General features: G+C 53.9%; 17 protein-coding genes. 7 read left to right on the forward strand and 10 right to left on the reverse strand.

Going from position 1 to position 21,863, the window contains the following annotated elements:
- Positions 1-402: 402 nt before the first annotated feature.
- Positions 403-1,320, forward strand: coding sequence for a helix-turn-helix transcriptional regulator (locus F3G95_RS07675; RefSeq protein WP_149794492.1), 918 nt, complete (start codon positions 403-405; stop codon positions 1,318-1,320).
- On the opposite strand, the gene F3G95_RS07680 is transcribed toward F3G95_RS07675, so the two are convergent.
- Positions 1,312-1,779: a hypothetical protein gene (locus F3G95_RS07680; RefSeq protein WP_188117527.1), complete on the reverse strand. Its 468-nt coding sequence runs from the start codon at positions 1,777-1,779 to the stop codon at positions 1,312-1,314. The genes F3G95_RS07675 and F3G95_RS07680 overlap by 9 nt on opposite strands.
- A 243-nt stretch (positions 1,780-2,022) precedes the next feature.
- The gene (locus tag F3G95_RS13785) at positions 2,023-2,706 is read right to left on the reverse strand and encodes a Crp/Fnr family transcriptional regulator (protein WP_188117528.1); all 684 of its coding nucleotides are present in this window, start codon (positions 2,704-2,706) and stop codon (positions 2,023-2,025) included.
- A gap of 163 nt (positions 2,707-2,869) precedes the next feature.
- Between F3G95_RS13785 and F3G95_RS07690 the strand changes: the two genes are divergently transcribed.
- Positions 2,870-6,742 carry an acyl-CoA dehydratase activase gene (locus F3G95_RS07690; RefSeq protein ID WP_243130326.1) on the forward strand — a complete coding sequence of 1,291 codons (3,873 nt, stop codon included), beginning with the start codon at positions 2,870-2,872 and terminating at the stop codon, positions 6,740-6,742.
- A 74-nt stretch (positions 6,743-6,816) separates the two neighbouring features.
- Here F3G95_RS07690 and F3G95_RS07695 read toward each other — a convergent pair whose 3' ends face one another.
- The 5 genes from F3G95_RS07695 to F3G95_RS07720 form a co-directional block, all read right to left on the reverse strand.
- Complete coding sequence (locus tag F3G95_RS07695) at positions 6,817-7,467, reverse strand: cupin domain-containing protein (RefSeq protein WP_149794495.1); 651 nt, start codon at positions 7,465-7,467, stop codon at positions 6,817-6,819.
- A complete protein-coding gene (locus F3G95_RS07700; protein WP_149794496.1) occupies positions 7,464-8,264 on the reverse strand; it encodes an ABC transporter ATP-binding protein in 801 nt (266 codons plus the stop codon). Before F3G95_RS07700 ends, F3G95_RS07695 begins: the two co-directional genes overlap by 4 nt.
- Positions 8,261-9,292, reverse strand: coding sequence for an iron ABC transporter permease (locus tag F3G95_RS07705; RefSeq protein ID WP_149794497.1), 1,032 nt, complete (start codon positions 9,290-9,292; stop codon positions 8,261-8,263). Before F3G95_RS07705 ends, F3G95_RS07700 begins: the two co-directional genes overlap by 4 nt.
- Positions 9,292-10,458 (reverse strand): ABC transporter substrate-binding protein, encoded by a 1,167-nt coding sequence (locus F3G95_RS07710; RefSeq protein ID WP_149794498.1) that lies wholly within the window; start codon positions 10,456-10,458, stop codon positions 9,292-9,294. The genes F3G95_RS07705 and F3G95_RS07710 overlap by 1 nt, the downstream gene beginning before the upstream one ends.
- A 431-nt stretch (positions 10,459-10,889) precedes the next feature.
- A complete protein-coding gene (locus F3G95_RS07720; protein ID WP_149794500.1) occupies positions 10,890-11,726 on the reverse strand; it encodes a hypothetical protein in 837 nt (278 codons plus the stop codon).
- Between the two features lie 291 nt (positions 11,727-12,017).
- Here F3G95_RS07720 and F3G95_RS07725 point away from each other — a divergent pair, with 291 nt between their 5' ends.
- The 5 genes from F3G95_RS07725 (at position 12,018) to F3G95_RS07745 (ending at position 15,984) form a co-directional block, all read left to right on the forward strand.
- Positions 12,018-12,800, forward strand: coding sequence for a ZIP family metal transporter (locus F3G95_RS07725; protein ID WP_149794501.1), 783 nt, complete (start codon positions 12,018-12,020; stop codon positions 12,798-12,800).
- A 247-nt stretch (positions 12,801-13,047) separates the two neighbouring features.
- On the forward strand, positions 13,048-13,659 hold the full coding sequence (locus tag F3G95_RS07730; protein WP_149794502.1) for a class I SAM-dependent methyltransferase: 612 nt from the start codon (positions 13,048-13,050) through the stop codon (positions 13,657-13,659).
- A gap of 68 nt (positions 13,660-13,727) precedes the next feature.
- Positions 13,728-14,516 (forward strand): hypothetical protein, encoded by a 789-nt coding sequence (locus F3G95_RS07735; protein WP_149794503.1) that lies wholly within the window; start codon positions 13,728-13,730, stop codon positions 14,514-14,516.
- Positions 14,513-15,355 carry a class I SAM-dependent methyltransferase gene (locus tag F3G95_RS07740; RefSeq protein ID WP_149794504.1) on the forward strand — a complete coding sequence of 281 codons (843 nt, stop codon included), beginning with the start codon at positions 14,513-14,515 and terminating at the stop codon, positions 15,353-15,355. The genes F3G95_RS07735 and F3G95_RS07740 overlap by 4 nt, the downstream gene beginning before the upstream one ends.
- Complete coding sequence (locus tag F3G95_RS07745) at positions 15,352-15,984, forward strand: L-2-amino-thiazoline-4-carboxylic acid hydrolase (RefSeq protein WP_149794505.1); 633 nt, start codon at positions 15,352-15,354, stop codon at positions 15,982-15,984. The genes F3G95_RS07740 and F3G95_RS07745 overlap by 4 nt, the downstream gene beginning before the upstream one ends.
- A 422-nt stretch (positions 15,985-16,406) precedes the next feature.
- Here F3G95_RS07745 and F3G95_RS07750 read toward each other — a convergent pair whose 3' ends face one another.
- The 3 genes from F3G95_RS07750 to F3G95_RS07765 all read right to left on the reverse strand — a co-directional run bounded on the left by F3G95_RS07750 (position 16,407) and on the right by F3G95_RS07765 (position 21,848).
- Positions 16,407-18,458: an alkyl sulfatase dimerization domain-containing protein gene (locus F3G95_RS07750; RefSeq protein WP_243130328.1), complete on the reverse strand. Its 2,052-nt coding sequence runs from the start codon at positions 18,456-18,458 to the stop codon at positions 16,407-16,409.
- A gap of 624 nt (positions 18,459-19,082) precedes the next feature.
- Complete coding sequence (locus F3G95_RS07760) at positions 19,083-20,912, reverse strand: alpha-amylase family protein (RefSeq protein WP_149794506.1); 1,830 nt, start codon at positions 20,910-20,912, stop codon at positions 19,083-19,085.
- A gap of 3 nt (positions 20,913-20,915) precedes the next feature.
- The gene (locus tag F3G95_RS07765) at positions 20,916-21,848 is read right to left on the reverse strand and encodes a carbohydrate kinase (protein WP_149794507.1); all 933 of its coding nucleotides are present in this window, start codon (positions 21,846-21,848) and stop codon (positions 20,916-20,918) included.
- Positions 21,849-21,863 lie beyond the last annotated feature (15 nt).

Genomic DNA, 21,863 nt, shown 5'->3' on the forward strand with positions numbered 1-21,863 from the left:
TTTATCTATATAAAAATCCTGATTACAGGATAATTGTTCGAAATAAGGGGCCCGGAACAATCCGAACCCCTTATTAAAGTGGTAATTAACCCTGTTAGCAGAAGATATTAATGTCGATATTGCAATCAACCTGTTCTTCAATGGACTTCTTCTCAGCGAGGACTTCCATGATTTGTTTCTCCTTTCTTTTTGGTTTTATTCAGCTTGGGAGCTTTCGTTTGTTCGTATCCCTTGCTGTGACTGTATTGTAGCACATCCTGCCGACCGGCAACATATCGTGCCGAGTTACTTGAAAATAACACAAAACGATAAGTTTTCAGTAAAAGTTGAACCGTTCACTGGAAATCCGCTGTGCCATCCTTTATAATAATAGAGATATTACTTCTATAGGAGGGTTTAGGGATGAAGAATGTCTTTCTTGGCGAGTACGTCAAGCAGCGGCGGCTGGATCTGGGTTTGACCCAGGAGCAGCTTTGCGATGGAATCTGTGAGCCTATGACTCTTTCCCGGCTGGAAAATGGGAAACAGACCCCCAGCCGCAACCGGATCAATGCCCTTTTGCAGCGTCTGGGCCTGCCGGATGACCGCTATTTTGCTCTGCTGAGTAAAAATGAACTGGAGATGGAAGCTCTTAAGAAAGAAATTGTTGCCTGCAATGTGACCGAAAAGGTGCCGGAGGGATTTGAGAAGCTCGCACAATTTGAAAAGCTGGCAGATCCGGATGATCAAATTTCGCAGCAATTTGCCCTGTGTTCAAGGGTACTTCTGGGACGCTTGGATGGACGCTACACGCCGCTGGAACAAATCGATCTGCTAATGCAGGCAATCCGGCTGACCGTGCCACGCTTTGACCTGGAGAGTATAGAAAGTTTCCTTTATACAAAAGATGAAATCACAATTATCAATCAGATTGGGCTTGCTTACTCTTCTGATGCTGGCCAAAATAAAAAAGCAGCTGAAATCTACTATCAGCTGCTTAAGTATGTGCGTAAGCATTTTAAGGAAACCATAACATCTATCGGGGTGTTGCCTTTGGTTCTTTATAATTATGCTCGGGTACTGGATTTGTGCGGTCGCTATGAGGAAGGAGCTGCACTCGCTAAAGAAGGACGAGAAGCCTGTATTCAATATGGACATTACCAAGAATTGCCCCGATGTCTGGAAATTGAAGCGGAATGCCGACATTTTATGGGCGATGACGAAATCAGCAAAGAATTGTACTATCAATCGTATTATCTCTGCAAAGTTATTGGATATCAGGTTGGATTGGAAATAGTTAAAAAAGAAGCTAAAGAATATCTGGATCTTACTTTAAGCTAAGTAGCCATCTCCTGGCATAGCATCACATGGCTGGATAGAAGGTCTGTCCGGATTCTCAGGCTGATCAGAACCGTCAGGTTGTTCCGTTTCGGTCACACCAGGCTGCGGCGTGGGCAAGTCTTCAGGCTCAGCGGCAAAGCAGGGGACAGCCAGTAGACTGGTGGCCAGAACAATAGAGGTAATCAGGGTAAAGATACGTTTCATCATTTGTTTTTCCTTTCGTTTTATGTTGTTTTCTTGTTGGCAAAAGGATACCACTACAAGGCCATACAGACCATATCGTGCTGTGTTGCTTTTTTCTAACACAAAACGACGGGTTATGCTGAGAATGAGGTCAGATGCTTTCCAATCGGCTTGTGATGCAGCAAGTACTAAAAATAAGAGAATGGCCACCCAAACCAATGCCGTCAAGCCGTTGTCGGATGAAGTGGTTTTTAGTTTGTCTGGGAGTAAGTGCACGGTTTCTGCACGGTTTCAAAACGTGCAAATCGTTGCAAAATCGGACAAAGGGTGCAGAAACTCGAAGCTCAAAACCTGCGATGCATCGCCAAAAAATGACGTTGAAACGTAACCTCCAAAAATTGAGGGAATCGCCCGGTGTGCGCTGCGAATCAGTAGGCCGTGGATTAGAAGATTAAAAAGTAATGGTCTGTTGAACAAAAATGTTCGGCAGACCATTTTTTCATGGATTTAGAAGTGCTGTCAGTTCCAGCCATACAAAAATTTTGGGTTCAGCAGATGGATCTTTGCACCGGAAAAATCAAGGATACCCTCATCGCGCATCCGGCACAGCTCACGGGAAAGAGCACTGCGGTCCACACAGAGGAAATCCGCCAGTTCTGTCCGGGTGTAGGGTAGACTGTAACAGCCTTTTTCATCGGGCGTCAAGGTTTGAAGATAAATCTTCAGACGATCTCGAAGCCGTTTTTGTGCTAAAATACGCACTTTGGTGTTAAAAAAGAGAAGCTGCTGCGCCATATCCTGCATAAGATTTGCTGTGACCTGCATCCGGCAGGGACAGGTCAGCGTTTTCTGTGACATCAATGCGCTGAAATCCAGCAGCATTACGGTACAGTCCGAACTGGCACGCAGACAGACCGGACTTACCGTCCAGCCAGTACAGGCCAGTTCTGCACCAAATACTTCTCCGGGACAAAAACGGCAGATGCTGATTTGATTGCCATTTTCATCATACAAAAATTCTTCCATCGTGCCATCCAGCAGAACACCCGTATTGTGGCTCTGCTCACCCAGCTCGACGATGTGCGCACCACGAGGATATTCACGGACAGTCGCATTCAAGCAACGAAGGACTTCCCTATATTTTCGCGGCTGGATGCCGTTGAACATGCCGCATTGCTGTAAAATTGAATAATATTGCTCCATCTTAAAATTTGCTTTGCCGTTGCCATAACAACGGACACTCCGAGGTAGTTGTGTTAAACTCTTGGTTAGAGATGCCTAATCAAAAGGCATCATTATTATACGGTATAAAGTTTGAATTGTCAAACCCTATAACTTGCAGGGTTTGTCTTGAAGGAGTGACACAATGCTTTCGTTGGGTATGGATATCGGCACTTCGACGGTCAAGTTGGTGCTGCTGCGGGATGGTGCAATGGCAAAGCAGTGGATGGCGGTGCATCACGGCAGGCCGTTCGCCTGCCTGAAAAAAGGACTTTCTGCATTGGAACTGGATGCAGACACACCGTTTTCGCTCTGTGTGACTGGCAGCAACACCGAAGCTCTGCTGGAACAGGCTCCCGATATTCCCTCTTTTGGGGATATCCCGGCTGTCGTCGAGGGTGTGCGCCAGCTTGTTCCGCAGGCTGGTTCGGTCATTGAAATCGGCAGTCAGGGTGCGCGATTCATCACGGATTTGCAGAGCCGTGCACCGCAGTTCGCAGTCAACGAACACTGTGCGGGCGGCACGGGCTCGTTCTTTGAAGATCAGATGTCCCGCGTAGGCTGCAAACTAGAAGATTATTCTTCACTGGTCGAGCAGGCACAGAGTGTCCCCCGCCTTTCCGGTCGGTGTGCCGTCTTTGCCAAGACCGACATCATCCACCGTCAACAGGAAGGAACTGCTACGCCGGATATTCTTCTGGGTCTGTGCTATGCGATGATCCGCAACTACAAAGCGACCATCGTGCGTCGGCTTCCCGTCTGCAAGCCGGTAGTGTTCTGTGGCGGCGTGACCTGCAACACCGGCGTCATCCGGGCTATTCGGGAAGTGTTCGGACTGACCGAAGAAGAGCTCATCGTTCCGGAGTTTGCCCGATATGAAGCGGCTCTTGGTGCTGCACTCAAAGCATCCGGCTCGTTCACGTTACGTCAACTGAATGATTCTCTGGACCGTACACGAACAACACACCACACGGTCGGAACATTGCCCAAACTGGAACTGCGCCCCGGCACGAGCCTTGCGGAGCCAAACGCTACCAAGATCATTCCAGAAGGTGGCTGCGCATTGGGCATCGACATCGGCTCTACCAGTACCGATCTTGTTCTGGTCGGTGCTGACGGTGAACTGGTAGACTTTCAATATCTGCGCACCGCAGGTGACCCGGAAGGAGCTGTCCGCAAAGGACTTGCAAGTATTCGTCAGAGGTTTGGTGATATCCGGTTTACGGCTGTCGGCGTGACCGGCTCCGGACGTGAGCGCGTCGGCAAGCGCATCGGCGCGGATGCTGTCCGGGATGAGATCACTGCGCAGGCCAAGGGTGCAGCTCACTGGGTGCCGGAGGTCGATACTGTGTTTGAGATCGGCGGACAGGACAGCAAGTACATCAGTATCCGGGACGGTGAAGTCGTGGACTTCCAGATGAACAAGATCTGCGCCGCCGGTACAGGCTCTTTTGTGGAGGAGCAAGCCGTCCGCATGGGCATCCCGCTGGCAGAATTCGGCCCGTTGGCCCTTTCTGCCGAACATCCGGCCGCATTGGGCGAACGCTGTACCGTATTCATCGAAACGGCCATTGCATCAGCCGTCGCAGAAGGCGTTTCGCAGGCAGAGATCGCCGCCGGGCTGTGTCACTCCATCGTCCAGAACTATCTGCACAAGGTAGTCGGCTCCAAGCCGGTGGGCCAGCACATTGTCTTACAGGGCGGTGTCGATTATAACCCCGGCATTGTGGCGGCCTTCCAATCCGCTTATGGCGACCGCGTACAGGTCAGCCCGGTCTTTTCCATCAGTGGTGCGTATGGCGTGGCTCTGCTGGCACAGGAAGCGGTGGGCGATGCGCCTAGTCAGTTTGTGGGCTTCGACAGCCCCGCACAAGCCGCAGACGACAGCCGCAGTGCGGAGATCCAGAAGAACATTGACTTCTACAAGCAGGCGGACAAACTGCTTTTGGAGGGTTATACCGGCAAACGCGACCCACGTAAAAAGACCGTAGGTGTGCCTTTTGCGTTGATGATCCACAAATTCTTCCCGATGGCGAATGCCTTCTTTACCTCGTTGGGCCTCAATGTCATCCTGACCGACCCCACCAGTGAGGAAACGATCCGGCTGGCTCAGCAGACCGCACAGGGAGAGACCTGCTACCCGGTCAAACTCATTTACGGCCATATGCAGCAGCTCATCGACCAAAAAGTAGATTATATCTTCCTGCCCACCATCCACACGATGAAGCACGAAAAGAGCCGTGTGAAACACAACTACGGCTGCGTCTATATGCAGACGGCAGCCGTATCCATTGCCAACGCTCTGGACATTGAGAGCAAGGGCATCACTCTGCTCAGTCCGGTGTTTGACCTCGACTTCGGGCAGGAAGCTATGGCATCTGCAATGCTGGGACTGAGCAGGATCTTAGGGATCCCGAAACCGTTTTGTGCCAAAGCTCTGCTCAGTGGTGCCATGGCGGTGCGCCGCCATACCGCCGCCGTGGAAAAACAGGGCAAAGCTCTGCTGGCGACCCTGAGACCGGACGATAAAGTGTTGGTGCTCATCACCCGCAACTACGGCGTTTCCGACCCCATCCTGAATATGGGCATCCCGGAACTGCTGTTGGAGCGGGGCTACAAGGTCATCACGCTGAGCCACCTGCCCGGTCATGCGCTGGACATCTCCGATGAATACGATAATCTTTATTATCCGTTCGGGCAGCATATCCTGTCCGGAGCAAAGCTGATCGCTCACCACCCGAACCTCTACGCTGTCTATCTGACCAACCACGGCTGCGGCCCGGACACTATGCTCTCATACCTGTTCAAGCAGGAGATGGGTGATAAGCCCTACCTGCAAATCGAAGTGGATGAGCATTTTTCCAATGTGGGTGTCATCACTCGCATTGAAGCGTTCCTGAACAGCCTGCAGCACCGCCCGGCGGTGGCTCTGCCGACAGATTTCAACATCGAGCAGGTCGATATTCACCCCTGTCGTCTGGCACAGACACCATCCCCCAATGTGCCACTCTATCTTCCGGCGATGGGTGCTTATACGCCCTATCTGGCCGCATATTTCAAACAGCAAGGGGCAGACCCCCACGAGCTGCCGCACCTGACGGACGATATTCTGAGCCTTGGCCGAGCAGAGACGAGTGCAAAAGAATACCTGCCTTTCCCGGCACTGCTGGGCAGTATCCTTGCCGAGCGAAAAAACGACCACGCACATGCGCAGTTCCTGATTCCGCAGACGCAGGGTGCGGAGGCAGACGGTCAGTACGCCCGTGTCATCCGTGCTGTGTTGGACCGCAGAAAAGAGCAGAATGCTCAACTGGTAAGCCCGATGCTGGAAACACTGCCCGAAATGGCGCAGAATCGTGACGCACTCTTCCGCGCACTGTTGGCGGGAGATATCCTCTATGCTGCTCCGGCAGATAAACGTGCAGACATTTCGGCACAGTGGGATGCTCTGCCCGGCTGGGAGCAGCTGCACACCGCGGCGAGAGAGATCGGCGCACTTCCCGCAAAAGGCCGCCGCATTGCCGCTGTTGGTACGCCGCTCTGCCTGACAGAACTGGACAGCGGCGTACTTGCCGCGCTGGAAGCCGAAGGCGAACGGGTGCTTCGCGCCCCACTCAGCGAGGCGCTCTGGTTTCTGTGGAAAGATAATTTGGATGACAACAAACCATCGGCTGGCTGGCTTGACCAGATGCAGAGGCAGATGCAGACCCTTGGGAATGAACTTGGAGCGCAGAGTGCCTTTGCGGAAGACGCTGAAGCACTGTTCCTCATTGCGGACTCTGCCTTGCCGAATTTTTCAGGCGGAAACGGCCGATATCGGTACGCCAAGGCCGTGGAGCTTTCTGGCCGTACCAATGCAGTGCTGACCCTTGCACCCCGGTACGAAAATACAGCGATGATTCTGGATATGCGCGGCCTGCACGATGCCTGTCGGGCTCCGCTGTTCCAGCTTTCCCTTGATAATGACTGGGATGAGACTGCATGGAGCCGCCTGCGTTCGTTCCTCTACTACTGCTGAATCTGGCAGACGCAAAGAACCCGTCCGGCACGTCCGGACGGGTTCTCTGCGTCTGTTATGAAACAGAAGATCGCTTATTCGATGACCAGCAGCAGGCTCATCTTGAACTTGCCCTGTGCGGTAACGCTGTGCAGGCCGTTCTTATCAAAGCGGAAGCTCTCGCCTGCGTTCAGCTCGTAATCCTTGCCCTCATAGCCAATAATGGCCTTGCCTTCGAGGGCGGTCAGGATGGCATTGCCGGGAGCACGGTGCGGAGTCAGGCCGGTGCCCTCGTCAAAGGCCATCAGGACAAATTTCATGTTGTCTGCATGAGCGATGTCCAGATTGGCGATGCTGCCCTCTTCATAAGAAATGAGGTCCTTCAGTTCGATGGGCTGACCAGCCTTGATGATGTTGTTCATGGTAAAATTCTCCTTCTTCAAAATGATTTCGGTATAGATCATGCCGCTGTCGGTTAGACAGCCGCAGAGCATTTTAGGCGGAACGGCCAGCAGCTGGCCGGGATGCAGCGGGACAGTACGGCTCTCTCCACCCAGAAGAAATATGCCGCAACCTTCCCCGCACAGATACAGGGTAGTGCAGTCGTAATATTCCGGAGTGATGGAGGTGCCGCTGCCCAGCGAGAACCAGGTAACAGGTACACTCTCGCCCAGTTTTGCTGGGCGGGAAACTGTCATGGCTTCCCGGATGGGACGCAGCTGGGAAAGCGTAAATGGCATCTTCATACGGCATTCCCTCGCAAGGCCACTGGCACAATGCTGCGCACGGCGCGTCCCTGATAATTCAACTCGTCCACGATGACCTGAACATCAAAGGAATAGGAAATGTTCTGTTCGTTCAGGATGGCAGCGGCCGGACCGTAGAAAAATTCACCCTTGCGGTTGAGCATCAGTGCTTCGTCTGCCACGCTCATGGCGTTGGTAGGATAATGGGTGTTCATAATGGCGCTGATGCCTTCCTCATGCGCCAGCCGCTCCACCATGTTCAGGACAAGGATCTGGTTGTGGAAGTCCAGACCGGTCTCCGGCTCGTCCAGAATGATGAGCTTCGGCTCGTTGATGAGGGCACGGGCAATGAGCACCATTTGTAGTTCACCGCCGCTCATCCGGTTGCAGTCCTTGTTGGCAAGACGGGTGATCCCCACTCGTTCCATCATGGCTTCCGCCATTTCGATTTCCTCTTTGCCGGGTTGCTGAAAGGTTCCGAGATGCGCACTGCGCCCCAGCAAAACCATTTCCAGTCCGGTATAGGAGAAGGCAAACCCGTGGGACTGCGGGATGTAGGAAATGGTGCTCCACACTTCCTTCGGCTTCAGGGTGTGGATATCCTTATCATAGAGCAGGGTCTTGCCGCTGTGCCACGGCAGCAGACCGATCATACATTTGAGCAAAGTGGTCTTGCCGATGCCGTTTGGACCAAGAGTCGCAAGGATGTGACCTTCTTCCAGACCCAAATTGATATTTTCGAGAATCACAGGCTGCTTCGGGTAGCCGAAGCAGCCGTTCTGCACTTCCAAGATCATTGCAGATTGCTCCTTGTTTTATTCAACAGAGAAATAAACGCCGGTGCACCGATGATGGCGGTGAGGATGGAAAGAGGCAGCTCGATAATGCTGATGCTGCGGGACAGGGTATCGATCAGGATCATAAAGCTGGCTCCCAGACTGAGACTGAGGGGCACCACGTAACGGTTGTTGCTTCCAACCAGCATCCGGGATGCGTGCGGGATCAGCAGGCCAATCCAGCCCACCTGACCGCACATGGAAACGGCTGAAGCCGTGACCAGCGTAGATGCAACAATAAACAGCATCCGGGTCTGTTTGATGTTGATGCCGCTGGAACGAGCCTCGTCATCACTCAGTGAAAGGATGTTCAGCCGCCAGCGCAGCAGATAGATGATGATGATTCCAGCAACGATAAGCGGGCAGCCAATCAGGATCTTTTGGTAACTGGCACTGGTAAAGCTGCCCAAGAGCCAGTAGGTGATCTCCGGCAGCTTGTTCTGCGGATCGGCAGTATATTTCAGCAGCGAACCCAGTGCGTTGAACAGAGCGGATGCGATCGTACCGGCCAGCACCAGATAAACCATAGAACGCCCATCACTCTTGCCTGCGACTTTCAGAGTAAAACAGACGGAAATCAGGCCAAAGACCAAGGCGATGAGCTGCGTTTCCAGAATACTGCAAGACAGGATGATAGCAAGAATTGCACCCACACAGGTGCCGCTGGTCACACCCAAAATATCCGGTGTGGCAAGCGGATTGGAGAATAAGGATTGATAGGCATTGCCTGCACAAGACAGACCTGCGCCGACGATGATGGCCGTCAGAATGCGGGGCAGCCGCAGATTGATGACGATGGAGTAGTTCTGTACATTTGAGGTGCTCTCACCCGTCAGTGCAGTGCGCAAAGCTGTGAGAACTTCGCCTACCGGAACATTCATTCGCCCAAAGCACAGGCAGATGAGTGCGGTCACAAGGGGAAAAGCGAACATCAATACCACGGCCAGAGGAGTGAACCGGCCTTTTTTTATCCAGATGGTATCCTTCATCAGTACAGCAGCATTTCCTCCAACTCGTCATCTGTCACATCGTAGCCGTACCATGTCTTGTAATATTCCTTGATGGTATCGCCCAGCGGATAATCGGCAAAAGCATCCGGGTAGGTGTTGCAGGCCAGCCATGCCAGCACCAGCGGAGCATCCGGATTCGGGGTGAACCAGTTCCACATACCCAGCGTAGTGTTGTAGACCCGGCCGCTCTTCACGGCAGTCAGGGTGGAGAAGTCAGCACCGTCCACATTCCCGCTCAGCACGTCCTCGGTGCGCAGGGGCTGCAGGCCGGGACCATCCAAGAAAAGAATATCGGGATCCCAGCTATAGATCTGCTCCATGCTGGCCTGTGCAAAGCCAGTGGCTTCCAGTGCCTTGTCCGTTACGCCCAGACGCTTCATCCAGTAGGTGCCAAAGGTGCCCTGACCGGATACCTTCGGCACACCGTCTGCATACTTCCACAGGATCAGCGCACTGGGGCGATCCGTTTGAGGAATTTCCGCAATACGGGCTTCCACATCGGCCACAATCTCATCACCGGCAGCAACAAAGGCTTCGGTCTTGCCCGGTTCGTTGAAGATCTGCTCCAGCAGCTTCAGCCACTCTTCGTAACGTTCAACGGGATCGGCTTCCGTAGATGCGCCCACGGTAGCGAAACCGATGGAGGGGATTCCGCTGGCCTTCAGGATTTCGGCATGGGAGGAGTTGCCGGCATTGTACAGGATAACATCAGGGTTCAGCTTCAGGATCTCCTCGATGTTCAGGTCGCTCTGAGCATAGACCGTATCGCTGGACTCCAGAAGCTCCGGGGCGATATTCTTCAATACAGTGTCAGAAATGACCGACTTGAAAGAGCCGCAGTAACCCACGATGTAGGGAGCACTGCCCTCAAAATAAGCCATGTAGGTGGACAGGATCGGAATCTGGTCGATGACGACACGGGTGACCTTATTAGGCACTTCTACTTCGTTGCCGCCGTGGTCTACGACGGTATGGGTACCGGTCTCATCCATGGATGCGGCAGAGGAAGTTGCTTCGCTGGATACAGCGGAAGAAGCCACAGAAGAAGCCGTGCTGCTGGAAGAAGAACCGCAGGCGGCCAGAACACCGGCTGCACTTACAGCAGCCATGGCAGTGATAAACGAACGACGAGAAATTTTTTTCATGGAAAACTCCTTTGATAAATCAATGGTTCTTTGGTCGTGACGGTTAGTTAGTTATAACCAACTGCAGAGCATTTTATCAAATTCACTTTCCCTTGTCGGTTGCTATGGCAACGGCAGCGCAAATTTATGTGATGGTAAAAATAAACACAAAAACAGGGTACGCCCACCCGGACGCACCCTGCCAAAAGCCACAGACGATAGCGATATGTACAACAGGGAGTTCCCCAGCGGCGGGAACTTCCTGTTTTTCTTTTCCTGCAAGATGAGCCTGTTCCGCCTGCCATGCAGCAAACTCCCGCTGGCCTTCCTCGCTGTTCCAGCAGGCAAGGATGGCCGGGTAAAATGCTCGTGCCAGACGGTCGATGACTTCATCGGGGTAAGGGGAAGTGTTTGTGCTATATGTTGGCTGAATCAGGAAGCCTTCCGCAAACTCACAGCGCCACATTGACCGGCAGAACATACACACCGTCGGCGGCGTAGAAGGTGATCTGAGTAATCGTCTTGCCGATGATGGATGCAAAGTAAGGATCATCGGCATTGAGGCCCAGCTTGGTACCATGCCAGATGTTGGCCAGATGACGCAGGCCGTACTCACTGCCATCGGCGGTGGTCAGAACTACGCCGTAGACCTTGTTGGCCTTGTAGTCCAGATCAAAACCGGAGATTTTCATCTCGTAGGTGGCGCGGTGACCGTTGGTATTCAGCTCCACAGTGGCGCCCTCTACGGTGGTCTCGGTGGCGTGGACCTTGCCAAACTCCCACTTGCCGCTCAGCAGGTTATACCATGCGGTGATGTAGTAGGCAGGGGTCTCACTGAGCTTGTAGTAAGCGTAGCTCTCGTTCTCAAACAAGGCATCTGCGCCGGTGTAGGTGGTGGTGGATTCCTTGCCCTTCAGGGTAACGGTAATGTCGTAGCTGTCGGCATCGGTGACCTGCTTTGCGTTCTTCAGCGCCCACGGGGTCAGCACCTTGACCGGGAAGGAAACGCCGGTGATGTCGGTGCCATCTGCGTTGACGTGGTAGGAACCGGCGACAAGCTTGCCCGCACGGGGCTTGTTCCTGGTGGCGCTGGTCACAGCGTCGATCTCAGATGCGTTGTCCACACCGGCAGCCTTGTAGAAGTCGGCGTAGGGGATGTTCATCTGGACATAGCTGGAGGTCAGGCAGTTTTCCTGTTCCACCTCTTCCGCAGCGAAGGCCGGGACTGCCACAGCGCATACCAGCATAGCGGCCGCAAGGGCACTAGCAAATACTTTTTTCAATCTCATGGTAACACACCTCTATCTCAGTTTTGAAAAAAACAGTTAGCTTTTCCTAACAATCGATGCAAAAAAATGCAGGGGCAAAGCCCCTCAGATGGTTAGACAAAACAAATTAACAAAGTAAAAATAGCACTCCCACCGGGCGTTGTCAAGTAGAAACCGGAAAGTTTGCAGAGGTGAATTTTTCGATGCAGGAAACGATCTGCATCTTCTATACCGCAAAGCCCTTGACCTTTTTGCCGGAGCGCAGTATACTGCTTGTACAGTTAGTCACATTTAACTGCAAGGAGGTACTACATGATACAAGACGCATTCTGGGGGATCTTGATCCCCTTTCTGGGTACAAGCCTTGGGGCGGGCTGTGTGTTCTTTTTGAAAAACTCTCTGCGTGACGGCATCCAGCGCGCCCTCACCGGCTTTGCCGCCGGAGTGATGGTGGCGGCATCGGTGTGGAGTTTGCTGATCCCGGCTATGGAGCAGGCCGCAGATCTGGGCAGGCTGGCATTTTTCCCGGCGGCGGCAGGCTTTTGGCTGGGCGTCCTGTTTTTGCTGCTGCTGGACCATCTCATCCCGCATCTGCACCAGAACAGTTTGCAGGCCGAAGGGCCAAAAAGCCAGCTCCAGCGCACTACCATGATGGTTCTGGCGGTGACGCTGCACAACATCCCGGAGGGTATGGCAGTGGGCGTGGTCTATGCCGGTTACCTTGCCGGAACGGTTCAGATCACCGCCGCCGGGGCGCTGGCACTTTCCCTTGGCATTGCCATCCAGAACTTCCCGGAGGGGGCCATCATTTCCATGCCACTGCGGGCGGAAGGAATGAAAAAAGGCCGGGCGTTCTGGGGCGGCGTACTGTCCGGCATCGTAGAGCCTATCGGGGCAGTGCTGACGATTCTGGCGGCAGGCATCGTGGTGCCCGCTTTGCCCTATCTGCTCAGCTTTGCTGCCGGAGCCATGCTGTATGTGGTGGTGGAGGAACTGATCCCGGAAATGTCGCAGGGGCAGCACTCCAACGTCGGCACGGTGTTTTTTGCGGTGGGCTTCAGCGTGATGATGGTGCTGGACGTAGCACTGGGGTGACGGTTGGGGGTTCCCGAAAGCGAAATCTTTTTCGGAATCTCCGAAAATACCTAAACTTCTTGACAGAGGAGACGGCAGGGCGTATTATTTTGGCAGAAGGACCGCTGAGAAGCGGCTTTTTATAGAATGAAAAGTTAGCACTATCTAACTTTCGGCACGAGGAATTGCTGGCCTGTCACCCGGAGCAGTGGGCGCATCTGGTAAAAAGTATTGCATTGTGAACGGTAAACAGAAAGAGGGTGGCGTTATGTCCTTTTTTGAAAACACCCGAAAGCCCGTAGGCCTTGGCGGAAAGATCATGGTTGCTATGATGAACTTTGGACACAGCGCAATGGCAGAATGGGGGCTGCGCTTTTTAAAGCCTGCCCCGGATGCCATGGTGCTAGACTGCGGCTGCGGCGGTGGAGCGAACATTAAGACACTGCTGAAACTGTGCCCCAACGGCAAGGTGCAGGGCATCGACTACTCAGCTGTCAGCGTGGAAAAAACGCGAAAGGTCAATGCCAAAGCCATTGCGGCAGGACGGTGTACCGTGCAACAGGCAAGTGTGGCAGAACTGCCGTTTGAAGCGGAGCAGTTTGATGTGGTGACCGCCTTTGAAACGGTCTACTTCTGGCCGGAGCTTGCACAGAATTTCAGAGAGGTCTATCGGGTGCTGAAGCCCGGCGGAATCTTTTTCATCTGTAACGAAGCAAACGGCGAAACGACAAAAGACGACAAATGGACGCAGATCATCGATGGCATGACCATCTATACGGACACTGCACTGAAAGAGTATCTGGAGCAAGCAGGATTTTGTAAGATCCAGAACCACAAAAATAAAAAGGGCTGGCTGTGCGTTACGGCGCAAAAGCGGTGAAGTAGTGCAACCGTAACACTTGGAACAGTGAAGAGTATGGCATGGTTTGCCTGCCGGAAAGGATTACGATGAAATTTAAGACATTTGGAAATCGGAATGATCCCGCTGTTTTGTTTTTTCATGCAATGGGCGTGACGGGAGAGAGCAGCGAACCGGTTGCAAACTATTTACAGGATCGGTATTTCTGCATTTTACCTACCTCCACCGTGTACTGCAAAGGGCAGAAATATGTCAGCAAGGCGGACGAGGTTCGTCAGGTGGAAGAATACCTGAAATCGCAGGGAGTGGAACACCTTGAACTGGTTGTGGCTTCTTCAATCGGTGCCGACCTTGCCATGGCATTTTTGACAAGTACGAAGCTGTCCATTGGACACGTTTTCTTCGATGGCGGGCAGTTTGCGCAAATCGGAAAAGGCACGCGCCGTATGATGACGCCGTTTTTGTATCTGGCCATCAAGAGCCTGTACTGGTCAAAGGGCGGCACACTGAAAAAGATCCTGTGGTGTGACGATGATTCCATAAAGCCGTATTTTATAGCCGCAGGGGAAAATCTGACCTATACAAATTTGCGGCGACAGATTCTGGACAGTCTGGAGGATAAACCCTTTCCGTCCCTTCCCGAAGAACTGCAAAAGCATCTCTATTTCGAGTTTGGCAGCATAGAAGATCATTTCAAATACCGTCAAGCGGTGATAGAAGCCTATCCCTGCGGCAATTACCCCGTATTTGAGGGATACGATCACATGCAATATCAGATTCGTGATCCGAAGGGCTTTGCTGAAATGCTGGCATTTATCGCTGCGCATGACGGTATGCCGAAGCTGCCGTTTATCAGAAAGTGTGAGGACCCGATATGAAATACAAAATCGAGAAAGACACCGTGCAGGAGACGCTGATCCTCCCACTGTATTCCCGGAAGCTGTGTACCGAACTGTACCCAAACCTTTACCGGGACGAAACAGCGGTGCATCTGATCGACCAGATCGACTACGACTTTTCAGAGGCAGAGGAAAATTCCCGCAGCCTGATGCAGCGCTTTGGTGCGCTGGAGGTCGCCATGCGGCAGAATGACCTTGCCTTTGAGGTGCAGGCGTACCTGAAAAACCACCCCTGCGCGGCAGTGGTCAATCTGGGCTGCGGGCTGGATAACACCGGCAGAGCCTGCGGCAACGGCAGATGCAAAATTTACAATCTGGACTTTCCGGATGTGATTGCCTTGCGGCAGCAGCTGCTGCCCACCGGGGAGCGGGAGCAAAACATCTCCTGCGACCTGAAAGACCCCGCATGGTTTGACAAGATCGATGCCTCCGGCGGGGCGGTGTTCTTTGCCTCCGGGGTGTTCTATTACTTCCTGACCCGGCAGGTCAAAGCGCTGGTGCAGGGGATGGCGGACGCTTTCCCCGGCGGAGTGCTGGTGTTCGATGCTGCCAACCGAACGGCGGTGAAGATGATCGCCAAAACGTGGCTCAGGACGGCGAAAATCAAGGATGTGGGAGCATATTTCGCGGTTTCGGATGCGAAAAGCGAGCTTTCCCCATGGGACAGCCGCCTGCAGGTGTCCAGCCGGGGCTATATGCTGGGGTACAACGATTTGAAAGACCCTTCCGTTAGCGGCTTTTTCCGGTTTCTTGCAAGGGTCGGGGACAACGGGATGAAAATGCAGATCGTGAAGATCGGATTTGGAGACAGACAATGAAATATGCCGGGATGCCCTTTGGGATGTGGGTGCTGTTTTCAGGCTCCTTTCAAAAGCAGCTGACCGCTGTGCTGGGCTATGATGCAGCCACCGCAAGAGCCATCACGAAAAAGGCAAAGCCGCAATACCGGCAGATCATTGCTGGTTTGCCGGAGTTTGAAAAGACCGACCGATTCAAAATGAATCTTGTCAACTGCGCCATGGTCGGCGCGTTCATTCTCTCCATGCCGCAGCGCCCGGAGGTGGACAGGCTGACGGATTACTATGCAAAAGCCATGATGACTGCGCCCATGCAGTGGTTCTGCCGCAAGAGCGGAAAAAGCAAATTTACCCCAAAGGACATTGCCGCAATGAAAGCCATCGCTGCCCTGAAAGCTGCCGACCGCAACCCCTACTCGTGGAACATGGAATTTTACGAATACCCGGATGGCAGCGGCTACGAGGGACGCTTTACCAAATGCGGCATCTGTGTGCTGATGAAGGAACTGGGGCTGTACGACCTGACCCCCGCCCTGTGCCATCTGGACTACACCATGAGCGAAGCGGGCGGCATGACAAATTTTGTGCGGCAGTACACCCTTGCCTCCGGCGGACCCTACTGTGACTGCGGGTACAAAAAGAAAGGGTAACGCTGCGATTTTTGCATAAATTTTTTGAAGGAGGTTCTTTCGTAAAAAACAGTCCGATCTTTCCCGGCTGATGGGTTACGCCGGGAACTACCGATATTTCACCTACGCTTCGTGGGTACTGTCTGCGGTCAGTGCGTTGGTGGCTTCCAACTGGGCGAACAGGTCAGTGTAGCTGGCGGTTGGCTTTTTGAAGTGGACGTTCCATGCAGTGCGCTGAGGGATATCGTTGGGATAGGCTGCCACAAAAATCGAGTGGTGTCAACAAAAAGTTTTGAAAACACGCTATTTTCGGCAGGGCGCAAGAAAAAGCAAGGGAAACTTTTGCAAAAAGAGAGAGGGCTGGACGGTGCCAGCCCTCTTGACAGAGCTTAATATCAAAGCCCCAGAGCTATTTTTGAAAAAATTGAAATTCCAAATCGTTTTTACGGTTCAATGACATTGAAGGTTTTTTCAAACTTGGACGCGTATGCCAGCAGGCGTTTCAGGACAGTGGAATCTCCGCTGATCTGTACCTGCCCGGCCTGCTGACCTGTCATCAATGCAAAGAGCTGCAGACGCTTGCAGGTGACGGAAGCCTGCGCATCCGGATGGTTCTCGCCGGGGTAAGACAGCAGGACGCCATTCTTACGGGTCACATAGAACTGTTCCTTCTCATCCGTTACGGTCAGATTCAAGGTCAGGTCATCATTCTGTGCAGCGTTGGCATCCGTCAGGATGGCGATATAATCCAACAGCATGGAAACCGTCATTGCTCGCATACTGTTGGTGAGACCATTCGCCGTGCGGGCCCGCCCGGACAGATTGCCGTTCCGCAGTTCCGCCGCACCCATCAGGTAGGCGTTGCGCCACGCACCGGATTCCGCCTGATAACCCAACTGCTCCAGCGCATCGGCACACAGGTTGCGTGCCTTCTGGTTGGACGGGTCTGCAAAGACCAGCTCCTTGGTGATCTGTGCCACCCACTGATATTCGCCCTTTGCATAGTCCTTTTTTGCCTTGCAGAGCACCAGCTCCGTGCTGCCCAGATATTCTACAAGCTTCTTAGCGGCATCGCTGGGCGGGAGCGGGTCCAGGTTGACCGGGTTCGCATCGTACCAACCCAGATACTTCTGGTAGATGGCTTTGGCGTTATGCGGCAGCGTGCCGTAATACTGGCGGGTATACCAGACTTTTTCGAGGGCATCCGGCAGCGAGATCATGGCGGCGATCTCGTTGGAGGTATAGCCCTGGTTCATGTAATGCAGGGTCTGGTCGTGGATAAACTTATAGATGGCTGCCGTGTTCAGCAGATATTCATGGATCTCCTCGCCCCAGTGCGGCCAGTTGTGGCTCTGGAACACCACGTCGGTCTTGCTGCAGAAGCGTTGATCTGCCTCGATGATATACTTTGCCCAATCGTTGGCATCGCGCACCTCTGCGCCGCGCAGGGTGTACAGATTATGCAGCGTACCGGTGCAGTTTTCCGCCATCCAGAGGGCGCGGTATTTCGGAAAATAGGCGTTCATCTCGGCAGGGGCTTCGGTGCCGGGGGTCAGCTGGAATTCGATCTCCAGCCCGTCGATGGTCAGCTTCGGAACATCTTCCCCAATCTCATAGGTCGGTGCGATAAGGCTCACATGACCGGTAGACTGTCCCATGCCGATGCCGATGGAGAGTGCTCCTTTCTCCCCTTTTTCCAGCACTGTACCATACTGATACTGCGCACGCCGGGCCATTGCGATGCCGGCATAGACGTTTTCGCTGATGGCGTGTTTCAAAAATCCTTTCGGTGCAAGGATGACCGTTTTGCCCGAGGCAAGCTGTTTGTCGACGGAAAGGCTGGGGTCCGCTACATCGTTCCGGTCGATCGCACCCTCTGCGCCGCCAAAGTGATCCACATGGCTATGACTGTACAGCACAGCTTTGACATCCAGCGGTCCGAACCGGTTTTCCATCAGCGCTTTTGCTGCCTGCATATTTTCTTTGCACATCAGGACATCAAAAATGATCCAGCCGTTGTTGGTGCGGATGAAGGTCGCGTTGGCCATATCAAAGCCGCGCACCTGATAGATGCCATCACATACTTCAAACAGACCGGCTTTGGCGTTGAGTTGGGTATTCCGCCACAGACTGGGGTTTACAGTGTCCGGAGCATCCCGGTTCAAATCGCCGTAGCTCTGCAGATCCCATGCAAATTTGCCATCCTCGGCGTAGATGACCTTACCTTCCGCATTGTCCAGCCAGCCGCGTTCTGCGTTGGCAAACTCCCGCCGGTCTGAAAAATCCAGCTTTTCATACCATTCGGCGTTCTTTTCTGCCGTGATCGCCGTTGCCTCTTCGATCTCGCCCGGTTGGGGAGAATCCTTGAAAATATCTGTGATAAAGTTCAGACTGTTTTCATCGGTACTGCCTGCTGCGTGCGCGGTCAGGGATGCGCCGCAGGCGAACGCCGCAACCGCTGAAGTGGAAAGAAAGTTTCTGCGGGTCATCTTCATGGTGGGTTGCCTCCTTTATATCTGGGTTTATTTTACATAGACCGTGGGCGGCTGCCAGCCGCTCAGGGCATTCCAGTCAGGCTTATAGATACGCAGGAAGGAATGAAATTCAGTCTCTCTGATGAGAAGCCGGTTCTCCGTGTTTTCCGGCATCGCATGGGAAGTTGTGACATCCACAGAACCGTCTGCATTTCGATTCAGGACAGACCGCTCGCTTGATGTGCTTTATGCATCTTGTGAAAAACCACTTGACCTTCTATGTTACAGAATACACAGGAAATGCCTGAAAGTCAACGACTTTTGTACTTTAGGCATGAAAGATGTGGCGTTGAACGGAACAAAGCACATCCTTCACGATTACAGCCCTGAGGTGGACGAATACCTTACGATCCATTGCTGCCAGCCGGAACGGGGTATTGTGCCTGCGTATTGCAGGCAGCAGATCCGTGACCGTTCTTCTTCCGTCTGCGGTTTATGATCCTTCTTGTGCCGTCCTCGCCGGTCTTTCAGGGCATCTTCGCTGTCTTTGACATGAAAATACCCCCAGAGTATTCAGAGTTTTGTTTTTACTCTGTCTACTCCAGGGGTAGCATATCAAAGCTGCCGGGGTGGTTCTCGTTTTACTTATTTATTTTTTACCAACAGTGCCTGGTACGGCTCCAGCTCCACATCCGCCAGCCAGACGGAAGTGCCATCCGGGGTGTGATACTTGCCGCCCAGAGCGTCCAGACCGGCTCCTGCCGGGTACTCGGTAAAGTTGAACAGTCCCACCAGCGTTTCCTCGCCGCGCTTGCGTACCAGCGCCAGTACGCCGGGGTTGTGGCTGTCCCATGTGGTCACCCACGCATCCGGGGCAAAGCAGGGGTCTGCCCGCATTTGGCGCAGCTGCTCCATGCCCTGCCACAGCTGGTTCTGCAGCGTGCCTTTTTGGGTGCGCTGCTTGGCATCTTCCCAGTTGAATTTGCTGCGATGCAGATTGCGGCTGTCCTCCACACGGTCGGGGTCGTTTTTGTAATCCCAGCCATTGAGCTGTGCAATTTCATCCCCGCAGTTCAGCATGGGGAAGCCCTGCAAAAATGCCATGGCAGTGTGCAGCAGCAGGTCGCGCTTCACCGCATAGTCCAGTGCGGTTTTGTCGTCCTTTTCCAGTGCCTGTTCCACGCCGCACAGGCTGGCGGTGGTGCCGCAGCTCCGGGCGTCGCCGGTGGCAGGGTCGTAATTGTACAGCTCGCCCTTTGCCCAGCTGCCGGGGAAGTTGCCCTCGTAGAAGTGGTAGAGATATTCCTTGTGCTTCTGTGGGTCGATGCCCAGCCGGTTTTCCACCGCCTCGTCCAGACCCCAGCCGATGTCATCGTGGCAGCGCAGATAGTTCACGAACCAGCAGTTGTCCGGCAGGGCGTGCAGGGCATCCAACTGCGCTTTCAGCAGCCGGGTGTCCCGGCTGGCAAGGGCACCCCACAGGTTGACCATGGTGGACACGTTGTAGAGCATGTGGCATTCCGGCTTTTCCGGGGTGCCGAAATAGGCGGCAAGCTCCTTGGGTGCCATGACCACCTCGCCCTTGAGGATGACCGCCGGGCAGACGCATTCCAGCACCATGCGGAGCATCCGCACGATGGTGTGTACCTGCGGCAGATTGCGGCAGGTGGTACCCAGCTGCTTCCAGATGTAGGGCACGGCGTCAATGCGGAACACCTCTACGCCGAGGTTGGCAAGATGCAGGATGCTCTTGGTCATGTCCACGAACACCGCCGGGTTTGCGTAGTTCAGGTCCCACTGATAGTCGTGGAAGGTGGTCAGCACCCACTTGTGCATCTCCTCGCACCATGTAAAGTTGCCGGGTGCGGTGTTGGGGAACACCTGCGGCACAGTCTGCTCGTACTGGTCGGGGATGGTGCGGTCCTCGTAGAGGTGGTAATAGGCCTGAAACCACGGGTCGCCTGCCTTTGCTGCCATCGCCCAGCGGTGGGTGCTGGCGGTGTGATTCATGACAAAATCCAGACACAGGCTGATGCCGGCTTTCCGCAGCTCCCGGGTCAGGTTTTCCAGATCCTTGTTGGTGCCAAGGGTTGGGTCTACGGTGTCAAAATCCTCCACCGCATAGCCGCCGTCGTTGTGAGGGTGGGGCATCTGCAAAAGGGGCATCAGGTGCAGATAGGTCAGCTTCTGCTCCTTGAGGTAGGGCAGCTTCTTTGCCAGCTCTTTCAGATTTCCGGCAAAGAGGTCGGTGTACATGGTCATGCCGAACATATTGCCCCGCTTGTACCAGTCCGGGTCGGCAGAGCGTGCCTTGTCCAGTGCTTTCAGCTCGGCACTGCGGGCGTTGTAGGCGTCTGCCATCTCCCGCTCCAGAACCTCCAGCCCTTCCCGGTTGTGGTACAGTTCCATGAACAGCCATTCCAGTTCGTCTTTGTGCTTGGCAAACCGGGACTCAAATTCCTGTTTAGCCGCCATGATTCAGCCCTCCACTTCCGCAAGGGTGGGCATGGCAGGGATGGCACCATGCCGGCTGGTGGTGATGCTGGCCGCTTTGTTGGCAAAGGCCAGAATGCTTTCCAGCTTGTCCACAGTCAGGGTGTCCAGATCCTCTTTGCAGAGCTTGGACAGAGCTGCTCCAAAGAAGGTATCGCCTGCGCCGTTGGTGTCGCCTACCTTGCAGGGAACACCAGCCACATGACCGGTCTTATCTCCAAAGCGGTAGAATACACCGTTTGCACCCAAGGTGACGAAGATCAGCCGGATGCCGTTCTGTGCCAGCTGGGCTGTGCCGCTTTCACAGTCGGTGGTGCCGGTGAGCAGAGGCAGCTCTTCATCGGACACTTTCAGAATATCCACCAGCGGCAGGGGAGCTTTCATCTGGGCAATGGCTTCCTCTTTGTTCTTCCAGAGGTTTGCACGGTAATTGGGGTCGTAGGTGATGGTAGCACCCAGCTTTTTGGCACGGGCGGCGGCATCCAGTGTGGCAGTGCGGGAGGGGTCGGCGGTGAGACTGACAGAACCGAAGTGGACGATTTTGGCAGCTTTCAGAGCGCCATCCGAAATGTCCTCTTTGCTCAGCATCACGTCAGCGTTGGCGCTGCGGTAGAAGCTGAAATCCCGCTCACCGGTGGCATCCACCGAGACCACAGCCATGGTGGTGGGGTGGTCTGCATCCACCGCCATGCCGGAAACATCCACCTTGTTCTCTGCCAGAACGTCCTTCAGGTAGCGGCCAAAGGCATCTGCACCCACCTTGCCGATAAAGGCGGTCTGTGCGCCCAGCCGGGCGGCAGCCACCGCCAGATTGGCCGGAGCACCGCCGGGGTTTGCGGCAAACTGAGGGATGCCGCGCTCATCCTTGCCGGTCTGGGTCAGGTCGATCAAAACTTCACCAATCGTTAAAATGTCCATGATAATTCTCCTTAT

The organism is Faecalibacterium sp. Marseille-P9312 (assembly GCF_902497445.1).
Taxonomy (GTDB): Bacteria; Bacillota; Clostridia; order Oscillospirales; family Ruminococcaceae; genus Faecalibacterium; species Faecalibacterium longum.